Below are 20,400 nucleotides of genomic sequence, written 5' to 3'. Positions count from 1 at the left end.
CCGCAGGGCGCGCCGCTGAAGGCAGCCAGGACAGGCTGGTGCGCCTGGCTCAGCGCCGCGCCGACACCACGATCCCGCCGACGATCAGCAAGAAGGCCAGCCCATGGTAGAGGTGCGGCAACTCGCCCAGAAAGGCCGCTGACAGCAACGCGGCGAACAGTGGCGTGAGGTTGGTGAAAAACCCGGCAACGGCCGGGCCGACCCGCTGCATGCCCAGCCCCCAGCACCGATAGGCGATGACCGCCGGCCCGATGGCGATGTACAGCAGCGCCGCCACCAGCGGCCAGCCCCAGGTGATGTGCGCATCCACCAGCGCCCATTCACCCGCCGCGAACAGGCCGGACCATCCCAGGCCAAAAAAAATCTGTGCGATCAAAAAAGCTGCCCAGTCGCTGCGAAATTCAGCCGGCTCCCTGGGTTGCGACAGCAGCCAGCTGTAAAACGCCCAGGCCAGCGTGGCCATCAGCACATAGAGGTCGCCCGGCACCAGTCGAACTTGCAGCAACAGCGACCACTGGCCGCGCGACAGCACCACCAGCACGCCGGCCACCGACAGCAGCGCGCCGGCGACCTGCCGGCGCGACACCGGCCTGCCGAAGCAGACAGCGCCCACCCCCAGCATCCACACCGGGATGCTGGACGCGACCAGCGTCACATTGAGCGGCGTCGAGGTCTGCAGCGCCAGGTATTGCAGTGCGTTGTAGCAGCCGATGCCCAGCAGGCCGAGCATCGACAGGCGCTTCCAGTGAGCCCACATGCTGCTCCCCGGGCGCAGCGCCCGCCAGGCCAGCGGCAGCAGGATGGCAAAGGCCAGCACCCAGCGCAGAAAATTCAGCGTCATCGGCGGAATCAGCTCATGGACCACGCGGCCCACCACCGCATTGCCGGCCCAGAGCAGGGGCGGCAGCGTCAGCAGCAGGGCGGTGGCGGGGGTCAGGCGTTGATTCATGGGCGTGACTTTACCAAGCTGCCGGCCGGTTTTCGCGCAGGCGCCTTGGCGCTCTGGGGACGCCAGCGGCCAGCCGCGATTCGTGTCACCATGGCGGCCCAGCGCCTCCCGCTGATTCACTGACAACCCCAAGGAAATACCTGATGACCGTCATGACCTCCCAAGCCGTCCGCATCGACCAGTACGGCGGACCCGAAGAACTCAAGCTGGTGGAAGTCGAGGTGGGCGAACCCGGCCCCGGCGAGATCCGCATCCGCCACAAGGCCATCGGCCTGAACTTCATCGACGTGTACCAGCGCAGTGGTCTTTATCAGTTGCCCATGCCTCTGCAGCTCGGCATGGAAGCGTCGGGCATCGTCGAAGCCGTCGGCGAAGGCGTGACGCATCTGAAAGTGGGCGACCGCGCCGCCTATGCCAGCCAGCCGCCGGGCAGTTACTGCGAAGTGCGCGTCATGCCGGCCAAATGCGTCTGCAAACTGCCCGACGCGATTTCGTTCGAGACCGGCGCGGCCATGATGCTCAAGGGTCTGACCGCGCAATACCTGCTGCGCCGCACCCAGCCGCAGGGCGGGCTGAAAGCCGGCGATTTCGTGCTGTTTCACGCCGCTGCCGGCGGTGTCGGCCTGATTGCCTGCCAGTGGGCCAGGGCCATGGGCCTGCAACTGATCGGCACTGCCGGTTCAGATGAAAAATGCGCGCTGGCCAGGGAACACGGCGCGGCGTTTGTCATCAACTATGCGAAAGAAGATTTTGTCGCCCGTGTGAAAGAAATCACCAGCGGCCAGGGCGTGAAGGTGGTCTATGACTCGGTCGGCAAGGACACCTTTGAGCGTTCGCTCGACTGCCTGCGGCCCTTTGGCCTGATGGCCAGCTTTGGCAATGCGTCCGGCCCGGTCGCACCGTTTTCGCCCGGTATCCTCGGCCCCAAAGGCTCGCTGTATGTGACGCGCCAGACGCTGTTCAGCCACATCACCACGCGTGAAAGCACGCAGGAAATGGCCGACGACCTGTTTGAAATGGTCGTCAGTGGCAAGGTGAAGATTCGCATCGACCAGCGCTTTTCCCTGGCCGATGTGGCCGAAGCGCACCGGGCTCTGGAAGCGCGCAAGACCACCGGCTGCACCATCCTGACGCTATAGCTTTTGAAGGCGTGCGCTGGCGTCGTGTCAGCGCCTGCGGTAAATCTGTGTAAAGCCGCAGATGTAAGGCAACGCACCCTGCCGTCCGTGCGTTAAAAGTTCTGGCAGGAGATTTACATGCACAAAACCTTCATCGCAAGCCGCCTGGTCGCAGCCACTGTCGCTGCGCTGACCAGCCTGCTGGCAAGCGCACAAGCCCTATCCGTCGTGCCCGTCGGCATGATGGACAGCGCCCCGCCTGCGGTGTGGCGTGCCACCTCGCGCTTGGGTTATGCCCCCACGCCTGACCAGACGGCAGCGCTGACGCCCCGGGCATGGGCTTTAAACCAAATTGATCTGGCCTACGCGGCGAGTCAGCAGGCGCCGGCCATTCCTCCCGAGCTGGCCCGGATCAATGCGCCGCTGGGCGATATTGCGCGTGACTTTCAGGCGGAACGCGAAGCCCGCAAGATCTTGCGGACACAGGCTGTGCCCGACGCTTCAGGCAAGTTGCCCCTGTCTCCACCGGCAGCAGGCGTACCGGCGTTCAGCCTCGAGATGGCGCAAAGTGCCGCCGCCTGGCGCGTCATGGCCTGCAGTGACCCGGCGCTGGAAAATCCCTTGCTGGCGCGCATGACAGAGTTCTGGTTCAACCACCTGAATGTGTTTGTCGGCAAAGGCAATGTGCGGCCGTTTGTGGGGCATTACGCGGTCAATGTGATCCGTGCCCATGCGCTGGGCCGTTTCGAGGATTTGCTGCTTGCCAGCGCCAGGCACCCGGCCATGCTGTATTACCTGGACCAGGCGCAAAGCAGCAATCGGGGCCTGAACGAAAACTATGCGCGTGAACTGATGGAGTTGCACACGCTGGGCGTGGGCGGCGGCTACACGCAAAACGACGTGCATGAACTCGCGCGCATCCTGACCGGCTGGACGGTCAACCTGCGTGACGGCGAGGGGTTCCGGTTTGCAGAGCGGCTGCACGACAAGGGCAGCAAGACATTTTTGGGAAGAAGCTATATCAGCGAGGGCATGCAGGAAGGCGAGGACGCCATCCGCTTCCTGGCGCGCCAGCCGGCAACAGCGCACCGGGTATCCGAACGATTGGCAACTTTTTTTGTAGCAGACAGGCCGCCGCCCGCGCTGGTCGAGCGCTTGAGCCAGACCTTTCTGGCCAGCCAGGGTGACATTCGTGCGGTGATGCGCACGCTGGTGGCGTCGCCCGAGTTCTGGGCAGCCGACAACCTTCTTTTCAAAACCCCGCTGGACTTTGCCTGCTCGGCGCTGACCGCCGCTGGCGGCGTGAAAGACCGGCGCGACATGGTTCAGGCACTGGGTTTCCTGGCCCAGGCCGGCCAGCCCATGCATGGCTGGCAGACCCCCGACGGTTACAAAACCGACGCTGCCACTTGGCTGGCGCCCGAGGCACTGACCCGGCGCGCTGACTTTGCCATGGGCCTGGCCCAGCGTATTCCCGAGCCGGTTTACCTGAATGCCTTTTTCAGCCTCGCCACGCAGCAGCGCATTGCCCGCGAGCCAGAGAAGATGCGCACCGGCCTGATGCTGGCAAGTCCCGACTTCATGCGCAAATAAACCCGAACGCCCCCCATGAAAAACTCCCCTTTTATTGCACACGGCCTGCCGCGCCGTCGCAGCCTGCTTGGTCTGGGGGCGCTGTCCGCGCTGGCGCTCGCCAGTGGCCGGCGCGTGTGGGCGCAGCCCGCGCCCGCTGCCGGCAGAACGCTGCTCGACGGTGGCCGCCTGGTGGTGGTGTTCCTGCGCGGCGCGTATGACGGACTGTCGGCTTTCGTGCCCTATGCTGACCGCGACTATTACGCCATCCGGCCCAACATTGCCATTCCCGCGCCCGACGGCTCGGCGCAAACCAGCCTCCGGCTTGATGGCACGTTTGCCATGCATCCCGCGCTCAGTCCCTTGCTCCCCTTGTGGCAGCAGGGCGTGCTCGGCTTTGTGCCCGCTGCCGGGTTGCCCGCGCCCAACCGCTCCCACTTCGATGCCCAATACCAGATGGAAATTGCCCGGACCGGCAAGACCAGCAGCGCGCCGGGCTGGCTCAATACTGTGGCCGAACTGAATGCCGGTGGGACAACGGGTGATAGCAGCGCCGTGGCCATCGGTGTCGGCGAAGCCAATCCGGTCATTCTGGGCGGGCCGGCGCCCGTCAGGCTGATTCCTCGCGGACAGACTGCCGAGAAAACCGGTGTGCTGGCCAATGACAAGACCCGTCATGCCCTGCTGGACCTGTATGGCGGCAATGACAGCATCAGCACGGCATTCCGGCAGGGCGCGGACAGCCGCATGCAAAGCGCGCAAGAGCTGAGCTCCGAAAAAGGGGTGGCTGAGGCACGCCGTGACATGGCAACGCAGCCCGCCCAGCGCATGCCAGACCGCGGTCTGGACCGCGACGGTGCACCTGCCAACCTTCAAATGCCTTCAGCGCAGATGGTTGCAGCCAGCAACGGCGCGCCTGACCCGGTCGGGCTGCAGCTCGATGCGCAGCACCTGGGCACCTTGATGCGCAACGACCGCAAGCTGCGGCTGGGTTTTTTGTCGGCCGGTGGCTGGGACTCCCATGCCAACCAGGGCGCTGTCACGGGGCAGCTGGCCAACAACCTGGGCAACCTGGCACGTGGCATCGCGCAGCTGCGTCAGGTGTTTTCGGAGCCGGGCGACATCATCGTGGTGATGAGCGAGTTTGGCCGCACCAGTGCCGAGAACGGAACCCGCGGCACCGACCACGGCTTTGGCAATGCCCTGTGGCTGATTGGCAACCGCGTGGCCGGCGGGCGATGGCATGGTGACTGGACCGGCCTGGCGAGCGGCAACCTCAACGACGCACGCGACCTGCCTGCGCATCACGATTACCGCGCGGTACTGGCGCAGGTGCTGCGCGCCAGCTTTTCGCTGGGCGACTCGCAACTGGCCAGCATCCTGCCCGACACGCGGTGGGACAGCCGGCTTGACGGCATGCTCAGGAAGGCCTGAGCCAGTGATAATTTTGATAAAAAATGCCGTTTGCGCAATGCGGACAAGCTTTAATAGCTATTAAAAAAAGAGCATCTCAGGTTTTTTCCGCCAGCGTGGCGGGCCGCAGCCGGTTGGGCGCCAGCGCCCCGGCCGAATCCAGGATCGGGTAGGCAATCGAGCAGATGTGCGAGTTGATGCGTTTAAGGTCGCTGATCAGGTCGATGTGCAGCGAACTGGTTTCCTGGCTTTGCAGCGTGTTGGCCGACAGCCTGCCCAGGTGGCTGGTCGCGTAGGCGCGCTCCAGGTCGCGAAAGCGCGCTTTTTCTTCGAGCAGCTTTTGTGCATCGCGCACATTGCCGTTCAAAAACACGCTCATGCCCAGCCGCAGGTTGTCGCGCAGGCGCTGATGCAACTCGGTGATCTCGGCCATGCCGGCTTCCGAAAACTGCCGGCCGTGCTTGATCTTCTTGTCCTCGATGTCGATCAGCACCCTCTCGATGATGTCGCCGATCTGCTCCATGTTGATGGTGAAGCTGATGATGTCGGTCCAGCGGCGGCTTTCCTGCTCGTCCAGCGCTTCGAGCGATATTTTCGTCAGGTAGTACTTGATCGACGAATACAGTTCATCGACCGTGTCGTCCATTTTGCGCAGGTTTTGGGCCAGCCGCAGGTCATCCTTGCGGATCACTTCGAGCATCCCGGCCAGCATGGTTTCGACCACGTCGGCCTGGTGCAGCGCCTCGCGCGCCGCGCACGAAATGGCCAGCGAAGGCGTGGCAAGGGCGGACGGGTCCAGGTGGTGCTGCCGACCGCTGGCGCTGCCTTTTTCGGGCGTTGGCATCAACTTTTGAACCCATCGTGCAATCACCTGCGTCCAGCCGATGAACACCAGGCCGACCAGCACATTGAAGGTCAGGTGAAACATCACCACCACCGTCGCAGGCTCGCCCAGATACGGGCGGACATGGCGCAGCCACAGCCCGGCGAAGGGTGCGGCCACCACAATTCCCAGCGCCTTGAACATCAGGTTGCCCAGCGGCACCTGACGCACTTCGATGGCCGAACGCGCCGTGGTGATCACCGCCAGCAAACCGCTGCCCAGGTTGGCGCCCAGCACCAGGCCCAGGGCGACATCGCTTGGAATCACGCTGGTACTGACCAGCGTGGCCGTCAGCAGCACCACGGCCAGGCTTGAATACGACACCACCGCCAGGAACGCGCCCACGGTGATTTCAAGCAGCAGGTCGCTGCCCAGAGACTCCAGCAAGGCCCTCACGGCCGGTGCCTGGGTCAGGATCTGCGTGGACGCGCTGACCAGTTTCAGCGCCATCAGCATCAAGCCCAGGCCAATCAGCACCCGGCCCAAACGCCCGGCATTGGTGTCTGGCCGTGAAATGAACAGCACCACGCCCGTGAAGATGCACAGTGGCGACAGCCAGGACAGGTCGAACGAGAACACCACAGCCATCACGCTGGTGCCGATGTCGGCGCCCAGCATCACGGCCAGCGCCAGCGGCAGCGACACCAGGCCCTGGCCGACGAACGAGGAAACAATCAGCGAGGTGGCGGTGCTCGACTGCACCAGCGCGGTCACGCCGACGCCGGACAGGGCTGCCGTGAACCTGTTGCTGATGCTCTGCGCCAGGATCTGGCGCAGGTTGGCGCCAAACACGCGCAGGATGCCGGTGCGCACCAGGTGCGTTCCCCACACCAGCAGGGCAATTGCGGCCAATAGATTCAAAAGATGCTTCATAAACTTGGAGTAGGACGCATCTTCATAGTTTCGTCCTGAAATGTCGTCTGGCGCATGCGGCCAATAAATTATCTTGTCGCCTGCAGGCAGAAGGTTCGGCGTGGGCAGGTGTCGGATCACCATAAGTCCCTGCAGTGGCTGCACACGGCTGGGAAAGGGCGAACGTCACCTGCTGACCGATGCCGCACGCCAGCCTGCCGACAGGAAAGAAAGTATTGTTTGCACGGTCTGGGGTTTCGTGAAGCATAATGGGGGGTTGCTGGTAGGAAATCTACCCGCACAGGACAGGTGATCGGTTCGTTTCGCGCGCTACGGCGGTACTTTTCGGGTGTGTTGTGCTTTCGGGACCCCATCGCTTTTGTTTTTATGTATTTTTAAGGAGTCCCCATGGGCAACAAACTTTACGTCGGCAACCTGCCATACACGGTTCGTGACGAAGATCTGCAACAGTCTTTTGGCGAATTTGGTTCTATCACCAGCGCCAAGGTCATGATGGAACGCGACACCGGTCGCTCCAAAGGCTTTGGTTTCGTCGAAATGGGCAGCGATGCCGAAGCACAAGCTGCAATCGCCGGCATGAACGGCCAGTCGCTTGGCGGCCGCAGCATCACGGTCAATGAAGCCCGTCCGATGGAGGCACGTCCTCCACGCACCGGCGGCTTCGGCGGCGGCGGTGGCGGCTACGGCGGTGGTGATCGTTCCGGCGGTGGCGGCTACGGCGGCGGCGGTGGCGATCGCTCCGGCGGTGGCGGCTACGGCGGCGGCGGCGGTCGCGGCGGCTACTAAGCCCTGCAACTCCGTCAACGGCAGCGATGTCGTTGCGCCATAGCTTTCTCAGTCTTGTATTGAGAAAAGCCAAAAAGGCTCCGAAACTCAGGTTTCGGAGCCTTTTTTGTTTTGGAAGGGGCAAACGGCGTTGCCGAAGTTGGCTTGCGGGAATTGATGCACGCATTGCGGTGCCGTTGCACTTCAGCTTTTTTCAGCCGCGTTGCCATTGCCTAAACATCAGGCCAAACGCCTCATATCCTTGTCCAACTATGGATTGGCGATAGATTTGCAGTCGATGAAAGTTCAGCCGTTAACTGCGTGGGCGGTCTATTCGCTACGATGGTCCCGCGCCATTTGCGCAAATACTTTCCAGACCCAAGGAGACATCATGAACCTTCGAATTTCAATCATCACGGCCCTTGCTGCGCTTGTCGTTGCCGGTTGTGCCAGCGTCGCGCCACCCGGCAAGCGTGAACTGATGCTGGTGGCCAACGACGAAAAACAGTCTTGGGACAAAGACGGGAAGGTGGTGCTCAGCGCGGCGGGCCGCGACACGCTGTCAATTATTGACATTGGCACTGATCCGCTGGCGCCCCGCATCATTGCGAATTTGCCGCTGCCCAACACGATCGCCGGCCCGCCGGTGAACCTGGCGATCACGCCTGATGAAACCCTGGCCATCGTCGCCAATTCGCTCAATGTCATCGATGAAAACGGCGTCCTCAAGCAGGTGCCCGACAACCGCCTGTGGGTCATTGACCTTACGGCGTCGCCGCCCCGGCTGATCGACACCGTGCTGGTCGGCAAGCAGCCTTCAGGCCTGTCGATCAACAAGGCCGGCAACCTGGCACTGGTGGCCAACCGCGCCGACAACTCGGTCAGCGTGCTGCGCATCAGCGGCAAGAAGGTCGAGCTGATCGACACCGTGGCCATGGGCGAATCCGTGGCCCATGTGCGCTTCACGCCGGACGGCCGGCGGGCGCTGGCCGCCAAGTTTCCGGGGCACAAGATTGCCTTCCTGGACGTGAATGGCGAGAAAGTCAGCTACGCCAAACAAGATGTTCCGGCCGGGCTGTGGCCGTACAACGTGGACGTGACGCCTGACGGAAAACTCGCGCTGACCGCCGACAACGGAAATTCGGGCGCGGCCGACGGGCATGTGGATACGGTCAGCGTGATCGACATCGAAGCCATGCCGCCCCGGGTGATCGACAAGGTCGTGGTGGGTGATGGTCCGGAAGGCCTGGCGATCAGCCCCACCGGCAAGCTGGCGGTTGCCGTGCTGCTCAAGGGCAGCAACTCGGCCACGTCGGCGCCGTTCTACCACCGCAATGCGTCGGTGGTGGCGCTGAAGATCGACGGCAAGAAAGTCACCCGGGGCAATGAAGTGGAGGTGCGCGGACTGCCCGAAGGCGCGGTCTTCAGCCAGGACGGCCGTTATCTGTATGTCGGCAATTTCATCGACCAGGACATCACGATCTTGCGGGTCGATGGCGACCAGCTGGTGAACACCGGCAAGTCGCTCGCGCTGCCCGGCCATCCCGCCGCCATGCGCGGCAAGATGACGCACTGAGCCCGTGTCGAAAGGGCCGTTATTTGGCCCGGCGCACCCGGGCCAGCTCATCAAGGATCAGGCAGACGGCGCCGATGGTGATGGCACTGTCGGCAATGTTGAACGCCGGGAAATGCCAGTTGCCGTAATGGAAATCCAGGAAATCGACCACATAGCCGTGCATCGTGCGGTCAATCACATTGCCGATGGCGCCGCCCAGGATGCAGGCCATGGCAAACGAAAACAGCTTTTGTCCCGGATGCGACTTGAGCATCCAGACGATGAACGCCGCCGCCGCCACGCCGATACCGGTGAAAAACCAGCGCTGCCAGCCCGATTCGGAAGCCAGAAACGAAAAGGCCGCGCCAGTGTTGTGTACCCGCACAACGTTGAAGAAGCTGGTGATGTAGGTCGCATCGCCCAGTTTGTAATAACCCAGGATCAGCACCTTGGTGAACTGGTCGGCGATCAGCAGGATCAGCGCCAGGCCGAGCCAGGGCAGCATGGCGGTCGTGGTGGACGTTTTCTTGAGGCTCGTCCGGGTGCCTGTGCCGGCCTTGGGCGCTGTGCGGGTGGCCATTATGCGAACTTCCTGTCTTCGCCCAGGCCAAACAGGTTGCTCGTGCAGCGGCCGCAGATCGTCGGATGCGCCGGGTCAATGCCAACGTCGCTCCGGTAATGCCAGCAACGCTCGCATTTGGCATCAATACTGGTTCTTACGCTTGCCTGTATTGCTTCACCAGCTATTAATTCAATAGCGGAGGTGATGAACACGAACTTCAGGTCATCGCCCAGGCTGGCGAGCAATGCATGGTCGTCGGCGTTCACCTGCAGCGCCACATTGGCCTGCAATGACGAGCCTACCTTTCCATCGGCACGCAGGGTCTCGATGTCCTTGTTGACCGCGTCGCGCAGCTCTCGGATGCGGGTCCATTTGGCCAGCAGTTCTTCGTTGGGCGATGGCAGTTCAGCGTAGGTTTCGATGAAGATCGATTCCGACGAACCGAAAATTTTCCACGCTTCTTCGGCGGTAAAGCTCAGGAACGGTGCCATCCAGCGCAGCATGGCGTGGGTGATCGCATGCAGCGCGGTCTGTGCGCTGCGCCTGGACAGCGACTTGGGGCCGGTGGTGTAGAGCCGGTCCTTCAGGATGTCGAGGTAGAACGAGCCCAGGTTTTCACTGCAATAGATTTGCAGTTTCGAGACCACAGGATGGAATTCATAGACCTCGTAATGCGCCAGAATGTCGGCCTGAAGTTGCGCTGCGCGGCTCAGCGCGTAGCGGTCGATCTCCAGCATCTCCTCAAACGGTACGCTGTCCGTTTTCGGGTCGAAGTCGCTGACATTGGCCATCAAAAAACGCAGCGTGTTGCGGATGCGGCGGTAGGCATCCACCACGCGCGCCAGGATCTTGTCGTCGATGGCCAGGTCGCCCGAATAATCGGTCGAGGCGCACCACAGGCGGATGATCTCGGCGCCCAGCTTGCCGCTGACGGCCTGCGGCGCGACCACATTGCCTTCGCTCTTGCTCATCTTGCGGCCCTTGCCATCGACCGTGAAGCCATGCGTCAGCAGGCCCTTGTAGGGCGCGCTGTCGTACATGGCGCAGGCGGTGAGCAATGACGAGTGGAACCAGCCCCGGTGCTGGTCGTGGCCTTCGAGGTACAAATCCGCCGGCCATGCAGACTGCACGGTATGGCTATGGCGCAACACATGGTCGTGCGTCGTGCCCGAGTCAAACCACACGTCCAGAATGTCGTTGACCTTGGTGTACTGCGCGGCGTCGGCTTCGCCCAGGATGTCGGCAGCGCTGACCTTGCTCCAGGCTTCCACGCCGCCGGCATCCACCATGTCGGCCGCCTGGTCCATGATTTCCATGGTGCGCGGATGCAACTCGCCAGTGGCGGTGTGCAGGAAAAACGGCAGCGGCACGCCCCAGTTGCGCTGGCGGCTGATGCACCAGTCGGGGCGCCCGGCAATCATGCTTTGCAGGCGCAGCTTGCCGTTTTCCGGATAAAAGCGCGTTTCGTCGATGGCGGCCAGGGCCAGCTGGCGCAGCGTCTTTTCAGCCTTGTTACTGGCAAACACGCCTTGCGTGCCGGCGGTTTCGGCGTCCATGCGGATGAACCACTGCGCAGCGGCGCGGTAGATTACTGGCGTCTTGTGGCGCCAGCAGTGCGGGTAGCTGTGAACAATGTCGTGTGTGGCAAACAGACGGTTGTGTTCGCGCAGCTTGTCGATCACCAGCGGCGCGGCTTTCCAGATGTTCAGGCCGCCGAAGAACGGCAGTTCATCGACATAGCGGCCATTGCCTTGCACCGGGTTCAGGATGTCGTCGTAGGCAATGCCGTTGGCGACGCAGGAGTTAAAGTCTTCCACACCATAGGCGGGCGACGAATGCACGATGCCGGTGCCGTCGTCGGCGGTGGCGTAGTCGGCCACAAAGACCGGACTCAGTCGGCGGTAGCTGTAGTTGCCGCCTTCATCGCTTACGTCATGAAACGGATGCTGGAAGTTCAGCCGCGCCAGGGTCTTGCCCTGCGTGGTGGCCAGCACGGTGCCGGTGAGCTGGTAGCGTTCCAGGCATTTTTCGACCAGCACGGCAGCCAGCAGCAGGATGCCGCGTTCCGTATCGACCAGCGCGTAATCCAGTTCCGGGTTCAGGTTCAGCGCCTGGTTGGCCGGGATGGTCCAGGCAGTGGTGGTCCAGATGACAGCGAAGGCATCTTTGTTCAGGCTTTCAAGTCCAAAGGCGGCGGCCAGCTTTTCCGGCTCGGCGCATTTGAAGCCGACATCCAGGGTCTGCGATTTCTTGTCGGCGTATTCGATCTCGAACTCGGCCAGCGACGAGCCGCAGTCGAAACACCAGTACACGGGTTTGAGACCCCGGTAGACAAAGCCGCGTTCGATGATGCGTTTGAGCGCGCGGATTTCATTCGCCTCGTTGGCGAAATCCATCGTGCGGTACGGGTTGTCCCATTCGCCAAGCACACCCAGGCGCTTGAAATCGGCCATCTGGCCGGCGATCTGCTCGGTCGCAAAGGCGCGGCTTTTAGCCTGCACTTCATCGCGCGGCAGGCTGCGACCATGCAGCTTTTCAATCGCGTTCTCGATCGGCAGGCCATGGCAGTCCCAGCCCGGCACATAAACGGCGTCCAGCCCCTTGAGCTGGCGCGCCTTGACGATCATGTCCTTCAAAATCTTGTTGACCGCGTGGCCGATATGGATCTGGCCGTTGGCGTACGGCGGGCCGTCATGCAGCACGAACTTTTCAGCGCCACAGCGGGCAGCGCGCAGCTTCTTGTAAATGCCCTGGTCTTCCCATTCCTGGGTCCAGCCAGCCTCGCGTTTGGGCAGATCGCCGCGCATCGGAAAGGGTGTGTCGGGCAGGTTCAGGGTGCTGCGGTAATCGGTTTTTTGGTCGGACATGAGGTACTTTGATGGCGCTTTGGGAAGCCGGCCTGAAGAGGCGCAGCCGCTGGGACGGAAGGCGAAAGGGGATGCCGTTCTCAGAAACGGGGCAAAGGCAGAGGCGACGAGATCGTCTAAATTCGGTCGCGCGTGGTCTGGCGGGTGGTCTCAAGGTGCATTGAGGCGAAAAACGCACGCGCGTCAATGCAGTCCCGGGCAATGCCTGTTGTCAGGCTTTCAAGACCGTCGTATTTCAATTCGTCGTGCAGTTTATGTAGCAGTTCCACCCGGATGATTTTACCGTACGCTCCTTCCGCGCCGAGGCTGGCGGGCCAGTCGAGGCAATGCGTTTCCAGCAGCACGCGGCCGCCGTTGACATCGTCCGGGTCAATCGAAGGCCGGATGCCCAGATTCGCCACGCCTTGCAAGGGTTTGTCGTCCAGGCCATGCACCAGCACCGCAAAAATGCCGCTGGCCGCCGGTTTCCAGTGCGAAAAGCGCAGGTTGAGCGTGCGAAACCCCAGGTCGCGCCCGAGCTTGCGCCCATGCACCACGTGGCCCGAGATGCTGTAGGGACGTCCCAGCAGGCTGCAAACCCGGGCCATGTCGCCATGCGCCAGCGCATCGCGCACGGCCGAACTCGACACGCGGGTGTTGCTGACTTCGTAGCTGTTCATGCGCGCCACGTCGAAATCCAGCCGGTCGCCGGCGGCGTCGAGCATGACGTAGTCACCAGCGCGCTTCAGGCCAAAGCGGAAGTCGTCCCCCACCAGGACATAGCGTGCGCCCAGGCCCTTGAGCAGTACTTCCTCGATGAATCCTTCGGGCGGCTGCGACGCCAGGCGCGCGTTGAAGGGCAGGATCACGCATTGGTCAATGCCGCAGCGGTCGAGTTCGACGAGCTTGTCGCGCAGGGTGGCAATGCGTGCCGGCGCCAGTTCAGGCTTGCGGGCGAGTGCCGCAAAATAATCGCGCGGGTGTGGCTCGAAGGTCACGGCGCAACTTGGAACGCACCGGTGCCGCGCTTCGCTTTTCAGCAGGGCCAGCATCGCCTGGTGGCCCCGGTGGACGCCGTCGAAATTGCCGATGGTCAGGGCGCATTCGGGCGCCAGCTGAGGGTGGTGGTGGCCGCGAAAAATTTTCATGCAGGGGATTATCGTTTTTATGGCGCCACGGCCCGGCTTGCAAGATACGAAAGGCGGGAAAAGTCGGTTGAAGCAGTTTTCACACCAGTTGCATCATTTCACTGTATATTGACCCATTGACCGTTTGCCCTTGTGTTTCCATGTTGACGGAGGTTCGTTTTGAAGGTCCTGAAACTCTCAGCCCAGGGATTGCCTCAAGCCTGGATCAGCCTTGAACTGGCCGTGCTGCATTACGCGGCCGACGAGGTTCGCTGGGAAATGGGCGCACGCATTGCCACCTTCCATGGCGGGCACAACGCCATCACGGGCGAGCAGTCGATCATCCATGTCAACAGCATCATTGGCACCAAGGGTGTGCCCAGCATCAACCCTTTCGACCTGGTGCCCGGGCTGACCAACAGCAAGCTGTTCATCCGCGATCGCAATGTGTGCGCCTACTGCGCCGACCATGTGGACGAGGACGACCTGACGCGCGAGCACATCATCCCGCTGGCGCAACGCGGTGTGGACGGCTGGATGAACGTGGTCACCGCCTGCCGCGCCTGCAACCACCGAAAAAGCAACCGCACGCCCGAGCAGGCCCACATGCCGCTGCTCTACACGCCCTATGTGCCCAGCCTGTGGGAAGACTTCATCTTGCGCAACCGCCGCATCCTGGCCGACCAGATGGAGTTCCTGATGGCGCACGTTCCCAAGTCCTCGCGCCTGCTCAGTTGAGGCGGCTTCGCGGCCAGCCACAGCATTGCCGCCACCGGAGCTGTGGTTCAATAAGGGTTTTCCCTTAATCATTTTCTTATGATCGTTCGTGATCGGCCTTCCGGAATCCGGCTTTTTCTTGTGGTGCGGGGCTCGATCCTGAAGCGGATCAGGTTCACGTTGCTGGTCAACACGCTGAGTGCGGTTGTGGTGACGGTGGTGCATGGCAATTTTTTTGCCCTCAAGATCACGCTGACAACGATTCCGTTCACCCTGATGGCCTTGCCGCTGGCCATCTTTCTGGGTTTTCGCAACTCGGCCGCCTATGACCGCTACTGGGAAGGGCGCAAGCTGTGGGGCGAACTGGTGCTGCGCTGCCGCTCGCTGTCCCGGCAGTGCCAGAGCTTTATCCAGCCGGTTTCAGGAATGTCCACCCAGATGCCCGAGGTGCTGGCAGCTCGCCAGCGACTGGTGTACCGCACCATCGCCTTTGTGCATGCGCTGCGCCTGCAGTTGCGCGACCAAAGCGATTACAGCGAAATCCGGCGCTGGGTGCCCCAAGCCGAGTGGTCCCAGCTTCAGGCCTCGTCCAACAAGCATGACCGGCTGGTGCTGGAAATGGGCAAGGAACTGGGGCAATGCCAGCGCATGGGCTGGATCGACCCCTGCCTCACCGTGACTCTTGACAATACCTTGTCGGCCCTGAACGCGGCGGCGGCCTCTTGCGAACGCATCAAAAGCACACCCGTTCCCTTTTCCTACACACTGCTGCTGCACCGCACGGCCTACCTGTACTGCTTTTTGCTGCCCTTCGGTCTAGTCGATACGATCGGCTTCATGACGCCGTTCGTCGTCGCCATCGTCGCTTACACCTTTTTTGGCCTGGATGCGCTGGGTGATGAAATCGAAGAACCTTTTGGCCTGGAAGCCAACGATTTGCCGCTCGACACGCTGTGCCGGGCGATTGAGATCAACCTGCTCGAATCGCTCGATGAAACCGTGCTGCCGCCCAAACTGGAGCCGGTCAACTATTGCCTGACCTGACCTGACCTGACTTTGGACGACAGGGCATTTGCGCCCCATCGGCAGCAAAGCCAGGTTCATCAGGCGAAAACGCCCGCCGTGTCCTGCATCCGGCTGGAGACTTCGCCCAGCTGGTGCAGCGTGTCGCCAAAGGTCATTTCAAGCTGGGTGAGTTTCTTGAAATAATGGCTGACGATGTATTCGTCGGTCACGCCGATGCCGCCGTGCAGCTGCACCGCCTGCTGGCCGACAAAGCGCATCGACACACCGAGCTGGTACTTGGCCCGCGCCAGTGCCCGGCGGCGTTCGTCGGCCGGCGCATTGAGCTTGAGCGATGCGTAGTAGCTCATCGAGCGGGCGAGTTCGAGCTGCATCTTCATGTCGGCCACGCGGTGGCGCAGCGCCTGAAAGCTGCTGATGGCGACGCCGAACTGCTTGCGGGTGTTCATGTACTCGACCGTGATGGCCAATGCCCGGTCCATCACCCCGACGCCTTCGGCGCAGACGGCCGCGATGCCGATGTCGATGGCGTACGCCAGCGCTTCCAGGCCGTCCAGCGTGACCAGCGTGGCGGGCGCGTTGTCCAGCGTGAGGTCGGCAGCGCGCGCGCCATCCTGCGTGACGTAGCCGCGCGTCGTAACGCCGGCTGCGGCGCGCTCCACCAGAAACAGCGCCATCTGGCCGTCGGCCATGGCCGGAACGATGAAGGCATCGGCCTCGTCCCCGGCAGGTACTATGTTTTTGATAGCTGTCAGCGACCATCCATCCTGCGCAGAAGCAGCTTTTGCTTCACATTTTTCGAAATGGTAGCGTGCGGCGCGCTCCTGGTGGGCCAGCACGACAAGGCTTTCGCCTGACGCGATTCTGGGCAGCCAGGCAGACTTGACCTCTTGCGGCGCATGCGCGGACAGCACGCCGCTGGCAATCAGCGTCTGGGCAAAGGGTTCGAGCACGATGCCGCGCCCGAGTTCCTCCATGACGACCATGCCCTCAACCGGCCCCATGCCGATGCCGCCGTCGTCCTCGGCAATGTAAAGGCCGGTGAGGCCCAGGTCGGCCAGTTCGCCGTAGGCTTCGCGTGAAAAGCCGCCTGCCTTGAGGATGCTGCCACGCCGCTCAAAGTCGTAGCCTTTGTCAACCCACTTGCGTGTGGCGTCGCGCAGTGATTCCTGATCGTCGGTGAAGTCAAAATCCATGATGTTTGTCCTTTAAATCTTGTTCACTCAACCGAGCGCGAACTGCGCGACGATGTTGCGCTGGACTTCGTTGGAGCCGCCGTAGATCGTCGTCTTGCGCAGGTTGAAGTAGGTCGAGGCCAGCGGCGCATCCGCCACCACGCCGCCAGGGAAGTCGCCCTGCCAGCCGGCTTCCATGGCTTCTTCGATGAAGGGCAGGCTGAACGGGCCGGCGGCCAGCATCATGAGTTCGGCATAGCGCTGCTGGATTTCGCTGCCTTTGATCTTGAGCAGGCCGGCAATGTCGAGCGAGTTCTTGCCCGACTTGTCGGCCGACAGCACACGCAGCACCATCATTTCAAGCGCCACCACATCGACTTCGAGCTTGGCGATTTCGTCGCGAAAGCGCAGGTCGTCATAGACGCCTTCGGTCTTGGCGATCCGCTTGAGGCGTTCGAGTTCGCGTTTGGAGCGGTTCACGTCGGCAATGTTGGTGCGCTCGTGGCCGAGCAGGTATTTGGCGTAGGTCCATCCCTTGTTTTCCTCGCCAATCAGGTTTTCTGCCGGCACTTCGACGTTGTCGAACCAGACCTCGTTCACCTCACACTCGCCGTCGAGCAGTTTGATCGGACGGACGGTGACGCCAGGCGAGGTCATATCGATCAGCAGAAACGAAATGCCGGTTTGCGGCTTGCCTTCACTGGACGTGCGCACCAGGCAGAAAATCCATTCGCCATACTGGCCCAGTGTGGTCCAGGCTTTTTGACCGTTGACAATAAATTTGTCGCCCTGGCGCTCGGCCTTGCATTTGAGCGATGCCAGGTCAGATCCCGCGCCTGGTTCGCTGTAACCTTGAGACCACCAGACGTCTCCGCTGGCGATACCGGGCAAAAAGCGCTGTTGCTGCTCGGGCGTGCCAAAGGCCATGATGACGGGCGCCACCATCACCGGTCCAAATGGCACGACACGCGGCGCTCCGGCCAACGCGCATTCTTCCTCGAACAGGTGTTTTTGCACCGCGTTCCAGCCGGGTCCGCCAAATTCCTTGGGCCAGCCGTGGCCGAGCCAGCCTTTTTTGCCCAGAATCTTGGCCCAGCGCTGCATGTCGTCACGCGACAGGCGCAGGGCGTTGTGAACCTTGTGCGAAATGTCGGCTGGCAAGTTGGCATTGACCCAGGCGCGAATTTCTTCGCGAAAGGCCTGTTCTTCGGGGGTAAACGCTAAATCCATGGGTGGTGTCTCCAGTTGTCTTATTTTTAGCACGGACCAGCGTGCCGAACTGTCAGGCCTGTGACAGCCCGAGTTCTTTATACAGGTGCGCCACCTGGCTTTCAAGCAATTCAATACGCTGTTGCATTCGTTCGGCCTGGCCCAAAGATACAGGCTCGGTTTCCCGGTTGACGGCCTCATCGCCCGTGCCTGCCTGCGGGTAGGGCGTCAAGAGCGATTCGCCGCACAGCAAATGCGCCCAGCGCTGCTCGCGCATGCCGGGCGCGCGCGCCAGTTGCACGACCATTGGCGCGCCGCTGTCATCGCCGCGCGCCTTCAGTTCGGCCAGCGCGTCTTCCACGCTGGCGATGTCGGCAAACTTGTACCAGCGCTCGCTGCTCAGCCGCAACTCGCCCGGCGTCTGCGGCCCGCGCAGCATCAACAGGCCCAACAGCACCGCTTGGGGCTCGCTCACGCCAAAGCCGCGCTGGAAATTGTGCTCGAAGCGTGGCACGCGGCTGGAACTGGCCTCGAACACTAGGCTCTGCTTTTTCAGCGTGTCGATGGCGGCCTGCGCCTGGGCTTCGGTCAGGTCCATCACCGGATCGCGGCTGGTTTTCTGGTTGCAGCCCAGCACCAGGGTGTTGAGCGACAGCGGATAGCTGTCAGGAACGGTGCGGGCTTTTTCCATCAGGGTGGCGAGCACCCGGGCTTCGTGGGGAGTTAGTGGTCTCATGGGGATAATCTTAGAACAATGAAAAACATCGTCATCCTGATTTCAGGCAGCGGCTCGAACATGGCCGCTATTGCCCGCACTGCACAAAAAGAGCACTGGCCAGACACCTTGGGCGTCCGGGTTGCCGCCGTCATCAGCAACAAGCCGGATGCCGGAGGCCTTTTGCTGGCCAAAGGCCTGGGCATTGCCACCGATGTGGTGAACCACCGCGACTTTGTGTCGCGCGAGACCTTCGACGCGGCCTTGATGTCTCGCATCGAGGCGCATTCGCCGCAGCTGGTCGTGCTGGCCGGCTTCATGCGCATCCTGACGCCGGGATTTGTCGCGCACTATGCCGGCCGGCTGGTCAACATCCACCCATCGCTGCTTCCGGCCTTTGCCGGCCTGCACACGCACCAGCGTGCCATCGACATGGGCTGCAAACTGGCCGGCACCACAGTGCATCAGGTCACGGCCGAACTGGACCACGGCCACATCCTGGCGCAGGCAGCAGTGCCGGTGCTGCCTTTTGACACGGCCGACACGCTGGCCGCCCGCATCCTGACACAGGAGCACCTGATTTATCCGCAGGCGGTTCGCGCCTTTTTTGCGCGCAGCGCACAGTGATCAGGCGGACAGGGCCTGCGTGATTTCCGAGGGGCTGGAAGGATGAAATTTGTTGCAAGATGTAAGGCAATGAATCTGACAGGTTCATGGCGCCGTATTCATTACAGCCGGCCACGAATCCATCTTGATTCCGGCGGGCGAGGAAACTCAACCCACCTCAACTTCATTTCAAGGATTTCACATGCAGACAAAATACAAACTCGCGTCCATCGGCCTGGCCATGGCCCTGTCGTTTTCGGCTGTGCCCTCGTTTGCACAGGTCATGGTGGGCGGCGCTTCGATGCTGCCGACCAAGGACATCATCGACAACGCCGTCAATTCCAAGGACCACACCACGCTGGTCGCTGCCATCAAGGCCGCCGGACTGGTGGACACGCTGAAAGGCCCGGGTCCGTTCACCGTATTCGCACCAACCAACGCCGCCTTTGACGCCCTGCCCGCCGGCACGGTCGACACGCTGCTCAAGCCTGAAAACAAGGCAATGCTCTCTGGCATCCTGACCTACCACGTCGTGCCCGGCAAGATGGACGCCGCCGCGCTGACCAAGGCAATTGCCGCAGGCAAGGGCAAGGCCATGCTGAAAACCGTGGCCGGCGGTACCCTGACCGCCACCGCCAAGGGCGGAAAAGTCATGGTGATGGATGAAAAAGGCGGCTCCGCCACCGTCACCATCGCCGACGTGATGCAGTCCAACGGCGTGATCCACGTCGTGGACAAGGTGCTGATGCCCAAGTAAGCCTTGCCAGTGAGGCGCCTGCCCTGAAAAGGCGGCTTGCGGTCCGAGGACTGCAAGCCGCTTTTTGCATTCAGGATGTACGGTTTCCGGGGTCGCGCGTGTAGCACCAGGCCCAGACGACAGGCACCAGCTGCAGCGGCAAACGCAGCCAGAGCCCGGGAACACTGAACTGGGGAAACAGTTCGGAATGCAGCGCCATCTGTACATTGGCGGGAAACACCGCCACCGAAACCGCGATGATTCCCCAGGCGCCCGCTGCCTGCCAGCGTGGCCACAGCAGCAGGGCGCCGACGCCTGCTTCGGCTACGCCGCTGGCATACACCAGCGCCAACGGCCACGGCAGGTAGGGCGGCATCATGGCCACATAAAAATCGGTGTGCCAGAAGTGGTTCAGCCCCGCGACTATGAACAGCGCGCCCAGCAGGTAGCGGAAAAGTGTTTTGAGGCTTTGCATGCCGAAATTATCAAACAGATGCAAAACGCTATAAAAAAAGTAGCTATCAGCGCACGTCCAGCATGCGCAAGAGCCCTAAAA

The 20,400-nt window shown here is 62.0% G+C and carries 18 protein-coding genes; 9 read left to right on the top strand and 9 right to left on the bottom strand.

Going from position 1 to position 20,400, the window contains the following annotated elements:
- Positions 1-49: 49 nt before the first annotated feature.
- Entirely contained in the window at positions 50-949 is a 900-nt protein-coding gene (locus tag GZ092_RS04760) for a DMT family transporter (RefSeq protein WP_293634864.1), read from the bottom strand.
- Between the two features lie 143 nt (positions 950-1,092).
- Between GZ092_RS04760 and GZ092_RS04755 the strand changes: the two genes are divergently transcribed.
- The 3 genes from GZ092_RS04755 (at position 1,093) to GZ092_RS04745 (ending at position 5,073) form a co-directional block, all read left to right on the top strand.
- Positions 1,093-2,088 (top strand): quinone oxidoreductase, encoded by a 996-nt coding sequence (locus tag GZ092_RS04755; protein WP_293634863.1) that lies wholly within the window; start codon positions 1,093-1,095, stop codon positions 2,086-2,088.
- Positions 2,089-2,205: 117 nt separating this feature from the next.
- Entirely contained in the window at positions 2,206-3,660 is a 1,455-nt protein-coding gene (locus GZ092_RS04750) for a DUF1800 domain-containing protein (RefSeq protein WP_293634862.1), read from the top strand.
- A 15-nt stretch (positions 3,661-3,675) separates the two neighbouring features.
- Positions 3,676-5,073 carry a DUF1501 domain-containing protein gene (locus tag GZ092_RS04745; protein WP_293634861.1) on the top strand — a complete coding sequence of 466 codons (1,398 nt, stop codon included), beginning with the start codon at positions 3,676-3,678 and terminating at the stop codon, positions 5,071-5,073.
- Positions 5,074-5,149: 76 nt separating this feature from the next.
- On the opposite strand, the gene GZ092_RS04740 is transcribed toward GZ092_RS04745, so the two are convergent.
- The gene (locus GZ092_RS04740; RefSeq protein WP_293634860.1) at positions 5,150-6,808 is read right to left on the bottom strand and encodes a Na/Pi cotransporter family protein; all 1,659 of its coding nucleotides are present in this window, start codon (positions 6,806-6,808) and stop codon (positions 5,150-5,152) included.
- A 387-nt stretch (positions 6,809-7,195) separates the two neighbouring features.
- Between GZ092_RS04740 and GZ092_RS04735 the strand changes: the two genes are divergently transcribed.
- Complete coding sequence (locus GZ092_RS04735; RefSeq protein WP_293634859.1) at positions 7,196-7,594, top strand: RNA-binding protein; 399 nt, start codon at positions 7,196-7,198, stop codon at positions 7,592-7,594.
- Positions 7,595-7,964: 370 nt separating this feature from the next.
- Complete coding sequence (locus GZ092_RS04730; protein WP_293634858.1) at positions 7,965-9,149, top strand: YncE family protein; 1,185 nt, start codon at positions 7,965-7,967, stop codon at positions 9,147-9,149.
- A 19-nt stretch (positions 9,150-9,168) separates the two neighbouring features.
- On the opposite strand, the gene lspA is transcribed toward GZ092_RS04730, so the two are convergent.
- From lspA to GZ092_RS04715, 3 genes are all read right to left on the bottom strand, one after another.
- Complete coding sequence (gene lspA / locus GZ092_RS04725) at positions 9,169-9,633, bottom strand: signal peptidase II (protein ID WP_293634979.1); 465 nt, start codon at positions 9,631-9,633, stop codon at positions 9,169-9,171.
- Positions 9,634-9,707: 74 nt separating this feature from the next.
- A complete protein-coding gene (gene ileS, locus GZ092_RS04720) occupies positions 9,708-12,557 on the bottom strand; it encodes an isoleucine--tRNA ligase (RefSeq protein ID WP_293634857.1) in 2,850 nt (949 codons plus the stop codon).
- A 116-nt stretch (positions 12,558-12,673) separates the two neighbouring features.
- Positions 12,674-13,684, bottom strand: coding sequence for a bifunctional riboflavin kinase/FAD synthetase (locus tag GZ092_RS04715; RefSeq protein ID WP_293634856.1), 1,011 nt, complete (start codon positions 13,682-13,684; stop codon positions 12,674-12,676).
- A 159-nt stretch (positions 13,685-13,843) separates the two neighbouring features.
- Between GZ092_RS04715 and GZ092_RS04710 the strand changes: the two genes are divergently transcribed.
- Together GZ092_RS04710 and GZ092_RS04705 are read left to right on the top strand one after the other, a co-directional pair.
- Positions 13,844-14,401, top strand: coding sequence for an HNH endonuclease (locus GZ092_RS04710; protein WP_293634855.1), 558 nt, complete (start codon positions 13,844-13,846; stop codon positions 14,399-14,401).
- A 78-nt stretch (positions 14,402-14,479) separates the two neighbouring features.
- The gene (locus tag GZ092_RS04705) at positions 14,480-15,424 is read left to right on the top strand and encodes a bestrophin family protein (protein ID WP_293634854.1); all 945 of its coding nucleotides are present in this window, start codon (positions 14,480-14,482) and stop codon (positions 15,422-15,424) included.
- 59 nt (positions 15,425-15,483) lie between these two features.
- Here GZ092_RS04705 and GZ092_RS04700 read toward each other — a convergent pair whose 3' ends face one another.
- Genes GZ092_RS04700 through GZ092_RS04690 form a run of 3 tightly spaced genes read right to left on the bottom strand, consistent with a single transcriptional unit; the run spans position 15,484 to position 18,523 of the window.
- Entirely contained in the window at positions 15,484-16,599 is a 1,116-nt protein-coding gene (locus GZ092_RS04700) for an acyl-CoA dehydrogenase family protein (RefSeq protein WP_293634853.1), read from the bottom strand.
- A gap of 27 nt (positions 16,600-16,626) precedes the next feature.
- Positions 16,627-17,808 carry an acyl-CoA dehydrogenase family protein gene (locus GZ092_RS04695; RefSeq protein ID WP_293634852.1) on the bottom strand — a complete coding sequence of 394 codons (1,182 nt, stop codon included), beginning with the start codon at positions 17,806-17,808 and terminating at the stop codon, positions 16,627-16,629.
- Positions 17,809-17,860: 52 nt separating this feature from the next.
- Positions 17,861-18,523, bottom strand: coding sequence for a YceH family protein (locus GZ092_RS04690; RefSeq protein ID WP_293634851.1), 663 nt, complete (start codon positions 18,521-18,523; stop codon positions 17,861-17,863).
- Between the two features lie 18 nt (positions 18,524-18,541).
- Here GZ092_RS04690 and purN point away from each other — a divergent pair, with 18 nt between their 5' ends.
- The gene (gene purN / locus GZ092_RS04685; RefSeq protein ID WP_293634850.1) at positions 18,542-19,129 is read left to right on the top strand and encodes a phosphoribosylglycinamide formyltransferase; all 588 of its coding nucleotides are present in this window, start codon (positions 18,542-18,544) and stop codon (positions 19,127-19,129) included.
- 181 nt (positions 19,130-19,310) lie between these two features.
- On the top strand, positions 19,311-19,865 hold the full coding sequence (locus GZ092_RS04680; RefSeq protein ID WP_293634848.1) for a fasciclin domain-containing protein: 555 nt from the start codon (positions 19,311-19,313) through the stop codon (positions 19,863-19,865).
- Positions 19,866-19,935: 70 nt separating this feature from the next.
- Here GZ092_RS04680 and GZ092_RS04675 read toward each other — a convergent pair whose 3' ends face one another.
- A complete protein-coding gene (locus GZ092_RS04675) occupies positions 19,936-20,319 on the bottom strand; it encodes a MauE/DoxX family redox-associated membrane protein (RefSeq protein WP_293634846.1) in 384 nt (127 codons plus the stop codon).
- Positions 20,320-20,400: the final 81 nt, after the last annotated feature.

This window comes from Polaromonas sp. (genome assembly GCF_010365105.1).
Classification (GTDB): Bacteria; Pseudomonadota; Gammaproteobacteria; order Burkholderiales; family Burkholderiaceae_C; genus Polaromonas.
Note: the sequence above shows the minus strand (reverse complement) of the source record. Positions and strands in the feature narration are given on the sequence as shown.